Raw genomic sequence first — 12,432 nt, 5'->3', positions numbered from 1 at the left:
AAAGCTGCAAACTCTCTCCCTTGCCCCCTGCTCCCTGCCCCCCTGCGGACTTAATATGCAAATTAAATGCTTAACAGCTTATAAATTACTAGTTAAGTCTGGCTCAAAGACGGTAAAAACATTTCCAGATAACGGGCTAAAACTTGAGGCTGATCTTCCGGTACGAAAGTCCGAGAGTTAGTAACACGCTCTAGTCGAGCATTAGGGAAGGCATTTTCCAAGCGTTCAGCTAGTTCCATACTAAAGAATGGATCATTTTCACCCCAAACAATTAAAACTGGCTTGTTGAAATTGCTAAAAGAACGAGCGGCTTCTAGAGTGTAACTATTAGAAACACCACGCATAGCTTTGGTGAGATCATTTTGTATCCCAGAGGAACTTGTTAATGGTGTAAAGTATGCGTTTTCTGCTTCTGGTTCTAAGCGTCGGTGCGCCAGTAGACTAAACAACATCTGTCGAGTTAAAGGCCAACCCATAAACTGAGCCAATGCAAAGATAAAGCCTGGTATTTGAACAGCATACTGGAGGGGACTAAAAAAGGCTGGTGGAAAGACTTCAAAAGCATCACAGTTAGTCAACACCAGACCTGATATATTTTCGGGGTACTTGGTAATGACTACCTGACATATAGCACCGCCTGTATCGTTACCTACTAAGGTGACATTCTCTAAATTCAGGGCTGTAATCAAATCTGCTACTATGCGAGCAATACCACCTGGAGTTAAGTCGGCATCAGCGTGCATTGGTTGAGGATGAGAGCCGAGGGGTAAATCTGGGACAATGCAGCGAAACTTGTCTGTGAGTAAAGGTACGACATCACGCCACAGTTGTCCGTTGACCAGCAGACCGTGTATAAAGAGTAATACTGGCCCTTCGCCGCGATCGCTGTAGTGAATTATCCCTTGAGGTAGCTCGACAGTTTTATATTCTGGCGTGTTTTTTGCTTGAGTGTTAAAACTCATGTTATGCTCCTGAAACTCAAAAATATCAAGCTTACCTTTTCATCTTAGGATTAGACTTTAGAGCTAATTCCTTAAAACAAACTAAAGAGAACTCTAAGATTGGTTAACAGACATTTACAGTTAACTCCGCTCTCCACTGCGCTAGGGGCTTTTCCCAAGCCTCTTCCCATTTCTGGGCTAGAAATGGTTTTGCCTGAGAGCCTACATGGTAGCCTTCCTGAAGAAAAGATATAATCGGGGTTATATCTTTATTCATCTTGACGGTATTTAGTATGACTCCAACACTGACCATAGTTAACAGTGGAGAGCGAGTTTGCGCTACCTGAAATCCTGCTAGCTTAATTCCCCCAATCTCATCAAACCATCCAGTAACGGTATGCCAAATATCATGGGTTTGTCGGATACGCAAAGCAAAATAGCTGGCATCGTCTTTAACCTCGACTTTGGGATAAAACTCTTGCTGAAAGTTTAATCCGCGCAGGTAAGAGGCATAGGCAAAACCTAAAGAATCTTCTGGTAGTTTGAGTAATTCATCTAAATCGGGAGTCGGCGCAATATATCGTTCTTCAAAAAGTTGAGCAATGTCAGGATTAGACTTGACATAGGCAATCTCGGCAGCAGCAACTTCTTGATTGGCTAACGCATTATCAAGCTCCAAAATTCCCTCGATAGTTATTCCGTCGTTGATAAAGGAAATGAACGTTTGCAAACCTTTAATAACTTCTGGAGTAAGTTCTTTGATAAGTTCTGGACTAACTAATTGAGTTCTATCAACATCGAGAATTGTTGTAGGTTTGGGCATAATATATTTCCTTTTTATCCTTCAATAGACCTCTTGCATCTATCTTTTTTTTGTTTCGCCGCAGGGTAGGAGCAAAGACGCAAAATTATGACTTTTGCAAGAGGTATAATTAACAATGCAAGTAGCTCAGATAAAATATATTGAGTGAAAGGACAACCAATAAACTCTACCAACGCAAAGATCAAGCCTGGTATTTGAACGGTCTACAGATCATAGAGGTGTAGTAGCTCATCTAAAGAGGTATCTTCGTCGGGAAGAGTTTGTTGTAAGTCGCCAATGCTTTCACCATAGCTAGATATCAGTGCTGTGGTTGCATCGACTGTTTGGGTTGCAGATTTTAGTTCTTCGTTATTCAGAGCTTTTTTGAGGGTAATATCAAACTGAGTTTGTACCCAATCGATGGCACGGCTATGCAATTGGTCGGATGGCTGGTGTTTGCGCGCTCCCTCTAAAGCAGCCAGCAAAATTGCGTAATTTACCACTTCACCACTTACTAAGGTCGCCCAACGTCGAGCCGCAGTCACATCACTAAAAGGTGCAATTGATTCTGACCAACGAGCATTAATTTGTGGAATTGCGGCTTTTAAACTTTCCCAAACATCAGGGGCATTCAGACTATTGCAGAAAAAGTTTTGTAATTCCTCTCGAGGTTGCAATAAAGATGAACCAAGAAACATATTCAATGTTTCAGTCGGGCCGTCAAAAATACGGAATATTCTAGCATCTCGAAGCATTTGAGGTGCAATGTTAGTCTCGATATAACCGCGACCGCCTAAAAGTTGAATCAAGTTATCAGCAGCTTGCCAGAGAAATTCTGCACCCAAGGTTTTGCAAGCAATATATGCTTCCCCTGGGACAGCATATCCATGATCAATTAATTCTGCAATCCTATGGGTTAAAGTTTCCAACGCTGTAATTGCAGCTGTAATACTACCTAAGCGGACTAAAGTTAAAGGATTATCAATTAAGCGACCTGTAGCAACATCACGGCGCGTGGCATAACGCAAAATCAACTGGGCGCAACGTTTCATGCCGCCGACACTTTTCGCGCCAATTGCTAATCTTGTCATTGAGATGGCATCCTGAGCTACTGCCATACCAGAGCCAAGTTCCCCTAGCAAATTCACAGAAGATACAGGTACTTCATCCAAATGGACAGTATTTTTAACAAAGCCCCGCATTCCCATTGTGATTGCTTCTGGCTCATGGTGTAAGCCAGATGTTCCCTGACGCAGAGTAAAACCAGTAATGCCTATGGGTTTATGATCAGCATCAACTACCTTGACAAAAGTATTGATCACACCCGCCCAGGAAGCAGTACTACTCCAAATCTTTTTGCCACTCAACCGCCAACCGCCTTTAGCATCCGGTAAACCGATACTGGCTAACTCTCGTGGGTTTGAACCTGCACCTGGTTCTGTCAAAGCAAAGGCAGCTAGTTCCCGTCCTTGAGCTAGTATAGGTAAAACTTCTTGGCGCAATGTTGGGGTTGCCGATTTTAAAATTGGGCGAATACCCATAAAGTTATTGATACTGACAAAAGTAGCTAGTGTAATGTCAATACCAGCTAGTTGCTCGATGACGCGCATTGCATCACAAGTATTTAATCCTAAACCACCATATTCTTGCGGTACTTGCATTCCTAATATTCCCTGATTGCCAAAATCCAGGACTATATAAGGAGGTATGCAACGACGCTCATCAATTAAGCGGGAATTAATACGGTTACTAGCATAATTACGCAACCATTCTATAAGTTGATTAGCTTTGTTTTTACTTATATCTGATTGTGTAAGAGATGCTTGGTTAATCAGGTTATTCAAGTTATGTTTTGGTGCTAAGTCATTAGTTAACATAATTCTGTTGCTCCTACTTTAATAAATCAAAGGAATTATCCGTTTTGTTTGCTGACAATACTTTTGCCATTCTTGACCGAACTGTTGCTGAAGTAAGTTTTCTTCATCATCAATTCGCAATGTCAGCAAAAAGGTAACTACCGTAGTAATCACCAGACCTACTATTGATAAGTAGATTAATGAAACTCCTAAAATCCAAAGACTCAAACCCAAATAACGAGGGTGGCGTATATACCTAAATGGCCCATCTGTGATTAATTTATGGTCTTGTTGAATAGTTAAGGTGTAACTAGATTGTTGCCCAAGGTGTAGTGGCCCCCAAGCTGAGAAGATCAGACCAATCACAAAAATTACTACCCCAAGATATCTTAAGGAATTATCGGCTTGAATTTGCCAGAGGTTGTGGCGATCGCAATACGGTAATAAGGTAAACATAATCAGGTAAAAAATGATGTTCACCACAAAAACAACTTTTTGGCGAGTTACCGATTCATCTTTTACCCCATCACGCAAATTATTTTTCGGCATAAACCAGGCATAAAAAATGCTGATAAAAATTGCCCCCAACAAGAAAATAACTCTGACTGGATGAGCCAAAAATTCTGTCAAGTCATCAATACCCCAACCTAAAAGCGGGACACCAATCAACAAAAAGCCATATATTAGTAAGCTCACAATAGCTTTTAATATGGTTAAAAGTGTGTTTTTCATCATCCCAAACTTAGCTTTTTGATGTTTTTAGAGCGTTTACTAATCTGCGTTTATCTGCGTTTATCTGCGTTTAATTAAGGCTTGTACATCACTAGGATAAGAAAGGCTATAGTTAACTTCAAAAAATAAATTATCCAAAATTGATGATTGCTTAAGATGCGTCAGTATGAATCATTTCTGAGTATAATGAGGTTGTATTTTACTGACGCACCCTACAGTTTGGATATTTTTGATTGGGAAGTTACAAAGCTTTTTTATGCACTTACTTTTTGACTAGCTGGGGTACTTTTTTAATCCAAGAAACCGCACCTTCCCACTTATTAGGTCCGTTAATTCTGTATTGTGTAGAAAGCATAGGCCCAGCGAAAATTTCTTTCAAAACTTTCCAGTTCTCCCAAATTTTAGGCAGAGCATTAATTTCTTTAGCAATGTCATCCATGTAATCAAAAGCAGAAACCCGCAAGCTACGGTATGCACTATCAAGCCAGCCTTCTTCTTGATGTTTTCTGTGTTCTTTGATTTGCTCCTCCATAACTGCTTTTGATGGTAATTGCAGTTCACCAGAAATCACTTTAGAAAACCACCTAGCTTGCAGTTCAGAGGTGGGAAATATAACGTTACCGTAGACAAATCCAATAAACCCACAGTTGGGTAATTCTGGAGGAAATACCATTTTATAAAGATTGAGGTTTTTTTGATGGTCTTCACCTAAATATTCATCCATAAAAGGAACTTTCACTTGGTAGCCTGTGGCATAGACAACAATATCTACTGCTTCGCTACTGCCATCTTCAAAAACAACTCGATTTTCTTCAAAATGTGCAATATTTGGTTTCGTTTTAATTGCTCCCAAACGGATGCGATTTAAGGCATCTTCGTTAAATACAGGGCCGGATTTTTCTGGGCCAACATTGGGCTTAACACCACAAGCTTTATGATCTAAAAGAATGGGATAAAACTTTTTAATGTGAACCAGAGATAAAATTTGGTGACGGAAAGGAATATGTTTATTGAGGCGAGTAACAATAAAATCAAAAGGTATTCTTTCGCAGTATCTGGGCAGTAACCAACGGTTTTTACGGTAACTCCAAATGGCTTTATTTGCACCATAAGATGCTGTAACTGCAATATCTACACCGCTAGGGCCGTTACCGAGAATTAAAACATTCTTGCCTGCAAAAATGGAAGGCTCTTTATAATCTTTGGAATGGATGATCATTCCTTTAAATTTTTCTTGTCCGGGAAAATCTGGATATCTTGCTTCATTATAGATACCGCTACAAATAGCGATCGCATCAAAATTAAAGGTAGATTGACCCCCAGTATAGCTGATAGTCACATCCCAGCCATCATTGGTTTTAGCAACTTTCTCGACTGTTGTATTAAATTTGATATGCTTCCTAATTTCAAAGTGATCTACATATTCATTCAGATATTCCAGAACTTCTGTATGGTGAGGAAATTCACTCGACTCCAAGGACATAGGATAATCAGAAAACACACTCACATACTTGGAGTGTTGAAAGTGAACTGTACTAAAAGCTCGTCCTTGAGAATTATTAAATACCCAAACACCACCAACTTGATCACTTCTTTCAAACACAGTTGGTTCGTGACCATCTTCCAACAAACATTTTGCTGTGGCAATACCACTAGCACCAGCACCAATCACCGCAACTCTACATTTACGAGGAGAATTTTGGGAGGAGTTTAGCAAGCTCATAAAATTATCTCAGTATTTTTTTATCAACAAACAATTAAGAACAAGTCAGGAAAGTTATACCGTTTCTTGATGTAGCTTGCCTGGCGTAGCCATAGATGCACTTTATTCTGTACTGTAGAGACGTTGCACGCAACGTCTCTACATTATTTATTTGGCACAACTTTATAGAGAATTGGTATTAGCTAATTTTTTGCTATTCTTTCCCAGCGACTCATTAAAGTGTAAAGAACCTATCTTCTATCATTTCCTGCAAACTTAAATCAAAAGCAGTACAAATCAAATCTAGGTCTTCTTGGGTATGGGCTGCGCTCAACATTAAGGTGTGGAGTTCAGGCATATAAATGCCATGTTTACGCATATAATATGCTAGAGCCAGATTGACTTTAAAATTACTACCAGCTTGTTTTTCTCGGAAGTATTTCGCAGGTTTGTGGCTAAAGGTTAAGGAAAAAATAGAGCGATTTGCTTTCACTTGGATGGGTACACCGTGAGAGCGGCCAATTTCTAGTAATCTTTGGGCTAACCAATTAGTGTTATCTTCCAACTGCACATATATTTCTGGATGGGTTTTCAGATAAGTTAAGGCAGCCGTACCAGCAACACAAGTGATCGAGTTCCCACTCATTGTTCCGCCAACAAAGGCTTTCTTTTCATAGTCTGAGAATGGGTCTTGAGAACTTCTACCAATGTCAATGATTTTCTGTTTACCTACAACTGCACCACAGGGAAGTCCGCCACCAATGACTTTACCTAAACAAGTCAAATCGGGGAAAATTCCTGCTAAATTTTGTACGCCGCCATAAGCTACCCGAAATCCTGAAACAACTTCATCAAAGATTAGGGGGATGTCAAACTCTGTACATATTTCTCTGAGTTTGCTGAGAAATTCAATGTCATAATTAGCAAGTAATGAAGGCATGGGTTCGCAAATCACACAGGCTAACTCAGATGCCTCTTTTCGCAGTCTTTCTAAACCTTCAGTGTGACCATATTGCAAAATCAAAGTATTTTTGACTGTGGCACTGTCACTTCCTTGAGTACCTGCGATGGGTTGAGGATCGAACTTTTCTCCTGTAAAGCGAAACCAAGAACTGACCATTCCCTGATCGGAAAAGCCGTGATAATGCCCCTCAAATTTTGCAATTCGATCTTTCTTTTTGTAAGCCCGACACAGCCGTAAAGCTTGTAAAATTGATTCTGTGCCTGAGTTGGAGAGGATGGCTTTTTCTGCACCCGGTAAAGCTTCAACCAACATTTCTGCTAATCTTAACTCGGCTTCTGAACCAATGGCGTTAACAAATCCGTTGGATAGGCATTCAGAAAGTGCTTGGTTAATAGCAGGATGGGCGTAGCCTAAAAGATGAGGGCCATAACCACAGGATATATCTACAAAAACATTACCATCAAAGTCTTCAACTTTACTGTCATAGGCCTTTTTGACAAATACTGGATAAGTGCTGGGGAAAAAATAGCGGTGAATGTGAGTAGGTGCGACAATGGAATTATTGGCGCGATCGCGCATTGCTAAAGAGGAAGGAGAAGTTTTTTGGAAATAAGCATCAAAGGTATCTCTGACTTCTGGACTAATATAAGGCGAGTAACGGTCTGTAAACTTCCGCGCATTCTCCCAGATGTCAATATTGGGATCAATTTGAGTAGCAAAGCCTTCGCAAGATAAAAATACTAATTCAACTTTTGTAAAATTAGTTGTGTACCGCGCCCGATATTTACGCAATACCTTACTCACATCTTGGAAATAACTAACTGTTGACCATTGAGTTGTATTAACATCAAAGTGATATTGTAAAACCTGCTCAATTTCCTGGGCGTATTCACTCCAGTTTTGTAACACGTAGTCTTTATCTGTGACGAAGTGCTGGGTAAACCGTTCTACGGCTATGTCCCATTCCTTGCGAGTGCAAGCATAGTAAAAAGATGATAATCCCCATTTTTCATCTTCACTCAGTTGCACAGTAATGCCATAGTCTAAGAGGATAATTGCGCCTTCTTTGGTAAAAAACACATTGCCAGGATGGGGATCACCATGACATAAACCGTGCATATATAGCATGGTATAAATAGTATCCTGAAAACGTTGCGCCAGCAGATTACGTTTTAATTCAACTTTATGTACATCTTTCCCTGGGATTCCTTCTACAAACTCCATAAACAATAAGTTAGATGTAGAAAGGTCTTGAATTACAGCCGGAACTCTCACATAGGGATGATTCTTAAAGTTGGTATATACTGCTTCTTGCTTTTGGGCTTCCTGCTTCATGTCTGCTTGAATAATCAACAAAGCCCTCAATTCTTGCAGACGCTTTGGTAAGCCTAATTCTTGTACACTAGGCAGGAGAAAGTTGAGAATATTGACGAATAACTGAATAATATCGAGATTTTGTTTAAGTTGATGCCGAACGTTTTTCTTAACAACTTTAACAGCTACTTTTTGGCCAGTTAATAAAGTTGCACTATGGACTTGAGCAATTGAACCAGTTGCTAATGGTTGAAAGGAAAACTCGCTGAAAACTTCTTCAAATGCCAGGGGTAAATCTTTAGTGATAACTTTTCTGGTATCAGCCTCATTCATATGAGGCACATTATCTTGCAATTCTCGTAAGATTTTTACCCAATTTTGGGGAATCAAGTCGGAACGAGTCGCTAAAATTTGGCCAATTTTGATGTAGACTGGCCCCATTTTCAGGAAATAACGATAAATCCATTGTCCTTGTTTTAAGACTCGCTCTTCTTTATTACTACCTAAAGTAGTAATAAAATATCCACACAGGTAAATAAAAGTTACACTAATAAACTTTAAAAGTTGCAACAACATTAACTATTAACCCTCTTGTTAAGAAATTATTTCTTCTTCGAGAAGATAAGGAAGTAGAAGGACTCAATAGCCCTCTAAGTAGAACGACTTGAAAAACCAAACTATGTTAAATGATGTGAAAATACTAGAGTTCGTAGTAAGGACTTTAGTCCTGCTTTGTTCGCGGAGCGTCTGTCTACGACACGCTCCGCGAACGGAGAGAACGCAGAGAGAACTAAAGTTCTCACTACAAACCTTTAATTATTTAGTCGGTTCTACTTAATTACCTCGGAATTAATAGACGAAGGAATAGGCTGCAAACGACATACCTGCACTGCCAAGTAAACCTGCAACCCGATCTCCTCGCTGAATTTTTCCTGCTGCTATGGCTGACGCGATGCCTGTAGGTATAGAAGCAGAGACTAAATTGCCGTAAGTTGGATAAATATGCCACATGAGATGCTTCAGGCCTAATGCTTCAGCAACTTTGTCCCATTCTCTTTTTGAGGAGGCATGAGGGAAGATGGCACGAATTTGATCAATTGGAGCTTTTAACAGCTTAAATACCTTGATCGATTCTTCATAGGCGTTGGCGTGTAAATCAACTCCAAAAGAGGTAAATTTGTTAATGCCATTTAAACCAATTCGTTCAGAAGGTGTACAGTAACCTTCGTATCCATCTAAGGGTACGTTACACAAATCTGCTAAGTCTGGACGAGATTTAAAATGAAATTCCCATTCTCGATCCGGATCATAGGTAACAATGGTTGCTGTCGCTGCTTCTCCCAAGGTATAAGCTGGAAAAGACCATTCAATAGCTTCCACATTCGACAATTGGAAGACAGTCGGAAAAACTGGCCCACCGAAACGCATATTACATTCTGCGTTAACAATTAAAGCGCGTTTGTAGCGACCACCTTTTAACAGTGTATAGACTATATTTAGCACACGAGTCCAACTCATACAAGCGTCGAGGATATCAAAACACTCAGCGTTTTGCAAACCTAGACTAGCTGCAATGTGGTATGCTGCGGCTGGCTCAATGAATCCGCGACCAATACCTGTATAAATTAGTAAATCTATGTCATTTTTGTCGCAGTTTGCTTCTGTAATTGCTTCTTCAAAAGCACGAGAGACTAAATCAATGGGACGTTCATCTTTGTCTAACCAGTAACGGGTATCTGAACCTGAATACCGGAGGAAAAAATTTATTTTATTTAAAGTAGTTTTTAAATCTCCTGTAAATATCGGTGTACTATATTCCTCAACCAGTGCCAAAATATCATCGTTGGTAAGTTTCTTTGTGGGCAAAGCGGCTTTAATAGCTTCAATTTTCATGGGATTTTCTGGTAATAAGACAACAATTGTTGGCGGTTAATCGGAGGAAGTTATGGATTTATTCAATAACTTCCTGCAATAAAACAAGAATTACTAAAATGAGAGGATTTATATAATTCCGCTATGATGCAACTTTAGTAACAGCAGCAAAGGTTTGAGATTGAGCAATTTGAGAGGCTAAAGCTTCAATTGATGGAGAATCCCACAACCAATCAGGCACAATGGAATAGCCGAGCCAATTTTCTAAATCTCCCAGCAAATTCATGCTATCCAAGGAATTAAGACCGTAATCATTTAGAGATTGACTGCTGTCGATGTCTTTAATATCTAACTTTCTTTCTTTAGCAATCCAAGCAATCAGCCAATCTTGAATACCTAATTTAATAATATTGGATAAGTTATTCTGCATGGGAGAATTACCAGGATTTGTTAGTTGTTTGTGAGGCTGATCTTTCCATTCTCTGATCACATCTAATTGATTATTTAAAAATTGATTACGGCAAGCCTGACGTTGAATTTTGCCACTAGAAGTTTTAGGAATGCTGGCTGTTTTTAGCAGTAATATGGCATATACGTCTAATTCATGCGCTTGAGATATTGCTTTGCGTATAGCTCGAATTACTTCATCAGCGTCAATTTTACGTAGGTAACTACGCTCGATTTCACAGATAACAACTAGTTTTTCTTCATCGTTCTTTTCAATAGCAAAAGCTGCACTATATCCTGAACGTAAGCTCGGATGACTTTGTTCTACTGTTAGCTCGATATCTTGAGGATAGTGATTGCTACCCCGGATGACAATCAAATCCTTAATTCGACCTGTGATAAATAATTCATCATCTTTGAGAAAACCCAAGTCGCCTGTCCGCAAAAATGGCCCTTCTCCAGTGTCATTCAAATAAGCTTTGAATGTGCGTTGAGTTTCTTCAGGTCTTCCCCAATATCCCTCAGCAATACTAGAACCTGATACCCAAATTTCACCCACTTGATTGGCTGGACATTGTGTTAGTGATTCAGGATCTACAATTACAACTTTTGTGTTGAATACACTACTACCACATCCAACTAACGCCTTAGCAAATAAGTCGTCTTCTGATGCTTCCACAATTAAATTTTGAGAGAGTGCATCAGCTTGCACATTTAAAATGGTGGGAGAATTTTTCTTTCTTGCAGATGATACTTTCAGTGTTGCCTCTGCTAGTCCATAACCTGGGTAGAAAGTACTCCAACGGAAACCATAAGGTGCAAAAGTTTGATAGAATTTTTTTAATGTTTGCTTTCTGACTGGTTCTGCACCATTGACTGTGACTTCCCAACTACTCAGGTCTAAATTTTCCCGTTGTTCTGGTTTGATTTTTTCAGTGCATAAATCATAAGCAAAATTGGGCGCGCCACTGTGAGTAGCTTTGTAGTCAGAGATGGCTTTTAACCAGCGAATAGGTTTCTGTACAAATGCGGCAGGTGACATAAATATACATGGAAACCCATTGTAAACTGGTTGAATCACCCCGTAGATTTGCCCGAAATCATGGAAGTGAGGTAGCCATGACACGAGAATGCTATCAGATCCTGTTCTCCAGGAAGTGGCTATTTCTGCTGAGTTACATAAAGCATTTTCATGGCTAATCATCACACCTTTAGGGGTGGAAGTAGAACCAGATGTGTATTGAAGATAAGCAATAGCAACACTACTAATTGATTTTGACTGCCATTGATGAGCTAAGTTTTCATCAACTTGGTCAGTGGCTAACCATTGCAGTTTTTGTAAATCAGCACCACGATTAAATAATGTTTGGACATTGAGCAAACATTGATTATTTGTTAAAGCAATTTTTGCTTGTGAATCCGCCATAATTGACTCAATCCGAGACATATTACGGTTATTTCTCGGCGGATAAAGAGGAATGGCGATTAAGTCAGCATAAAGACATCCAAAAAAAGCGGCTATATAATCTAGTCCTGGTGGGTAGAGTAATAAAACTCTCTCGCCTGGTGTTGATATATTCTGCAAATATATAGCGATCGCTCTAGCTTTAGTATCTAGTTGTTGATAAGTTAAACTGGACTCTAGCCCTTCTTCATCTTGTAAAAAAGTAAAGGCAGTTTGATTTGGTTGATGTAAAGCTCTATAGCGTAAAAGTTCAACCAAGTTAGAGAAGCTTTTGCTGCTAACAAAATTGTTATTTGTAATTGTTGTAATTACCTGATTCATGGGAATTATTTGCACT

8 protein-coding genes are annotated in these 12,432 nt (G+C 39.5%); all 8 read right to left on the bottom strand.

Annotated features, from left to right (window positions below; genetic code table 11):
* Positions 1–92: 92 nt before the first annotated feature.
* Positions 93–962, bottom strand: a complete 870-nt coding sequence (locus tag ACPZ3T_RS11805) for an alpha/beta fold hydrolase (protein WP_490276446.1) — start codon at positions 960–962, stop codon at positions 93–95.
* Between the two features lie 103 nt (positions 963–1,065).
* Positions 1,066–1,764 carry a Coq4 family protein gene (locus ACPZ3T_RS11800; RefSeq protein ID WP_490276444.1) on the bottom strand — a complete coding sequence of 233 codons (699 nt, stop codon included), beginning with the start codon at positions 1,762–1,764 and terminating at the stop codon, positions 1,066–1,068.
* A 203-nt stretch (positions 1,765–1,967) separates the two neighbouring features.
* Positions 1,968–3,620: an acyl-CoA dehydrogenase family protein gene (locus tag ACPZ3T_RS11795; RefSeq protein WP_490276442.1), complete on the bottom strand. Its 1,653-nt coding sequence runs from the start codon at positions 3,618–3,620 to the stop codon at positions 1,968–1,970.
* An 18-nt stretch (positions 3,621–3,638) separates the two neighbouring features.
* On the bottom strand, positions 3,639–4,334 hold the full coding sequence (locus ACPZ3T_RS11790; protein ID WP_490276440.1) for a methyltransferase family protein: 696 nt from the start codon (positions 4,332–4,334) through the stop codon (positions 3,639–3,641).
* A 259-nt stretch (positions 4,335–4,593) separates the two neighbouring features.
* A complete protein-coding gene (locus ACPZ3T_RS11785) occupies positions 4,594–6,054 on the bottom strand; it encodes an NAD(P)-binding domain-containing protein (protein WP_490276438.1) in 1,461 nt (486 codons plus the stop codon).
* 214 nt (positions 6,055–6,268) lie between these two features.
* Complete coding sequence (locus ACPZ3T_RS11780; RefSeq protein WP_490276436.1) at positions 6,269–8,887, bottom strand: aminotransferase class III-fold pyridoxal phosphate-dependent enzyme; 2,619 nt, start codon at positions 8,885–8,887, stop codon at positions 6,269–6,271.
* A gap of 273 nt (positions 8,888–9,160) precedes the next feature.
* Positions 9,161–10,204 (bottom strand): 3-oxoacyl-ACP synthase III family protein, encoded by a 1,044-nt coding sequence (locus ACPZ3T_RS11775; RefSeq protein ID WP_490276434.1) that lies wholly within the window; start codon positions 10,202–10,204, stop codon positions 9,161–9,163.
* Between the two features lie 121 nt (positions 10,205–10,325).
* Positions 10,326–12,416, bottom strand: a complete 2,091-nt coding sequence (locus tag ACPZ3T_RS11770) for an AMP-binding protein (RefSeq protein ID WP_490276432.1) — start codon at positions 12,414–12,416, stop codon at positions 10,326–10,328.
* Positions 12,417–12,432 lie beyond the last annotated feature (16 nt).

The sequence above is a fragment of the Aliinostoc maniaoense genome, assembly GCF_058172895.1.
Note: the sequence above shows the minus strand (reverse complement) of the source record. Positions and strands in the feature narration are given on the sequence as shown.

Bases quoted from the DNA above. Each gene is read 5' to 3' on its own strand.
- ACPZ3T_RS11785 (WP_490276438.1), bottom strand. From the start codon at position 6,054: ATGAGCTTGCTAAACTCCTCCCAAAATTCTCCTCGTAAATGTAGAGTT.
- ACPZ3T_RS11790 (WP_490276440.1), bottom strand. From the start codon at position 4,334: ATGATGAAAAACACACTTTTAACCATATTAAAAGCTATTGTGAGCTTA.
- ACPZ3T_RS11795 (WP_490276442.1), bottom strand. From the start codon at position 3,620: ATGTTAACTAATGACTTAGCACCAAAACATAACTTGAATAACCTGATT.
- ACPZ3T_RS11775 (WP_490276434.1), bottom strand. From the start codon at position 10,204: ATGAAAATTGAAGCTATTAAAGCCGCTTTGCCCACAAAGAAACTTACC.
- ACPZ3T_RS11800 (WP_490276444.1), bottom strand. From the start codon at position 1,764: ATGCCCAAACCTACAACAATTCTCGATGTTGATAGAACTCAATTAGTT.
- ACPZ3T_RS11805 (WP_490276446.1), bottom strand. From the start codon at position 962: ATGAGTTTTAACACTCAAGCAAAAAACACGCCAGAATATAAAACTGTC.
- ACPZ3T_RS11770 (WP_490276432.1), bottom strand. From the start codon at position 12,416: ATGAATCAGGTAATTACAACAATTACAAATAACAATTTTGTTAGCAGC.
- ACPZ3T_RS11780 (WP_490276436.1), bottom strand. From the start codon at position 8,887: ATGTTGTTGCAACTTTTAAAGTTTATTAGTGTAACTTTTATTTACCTG.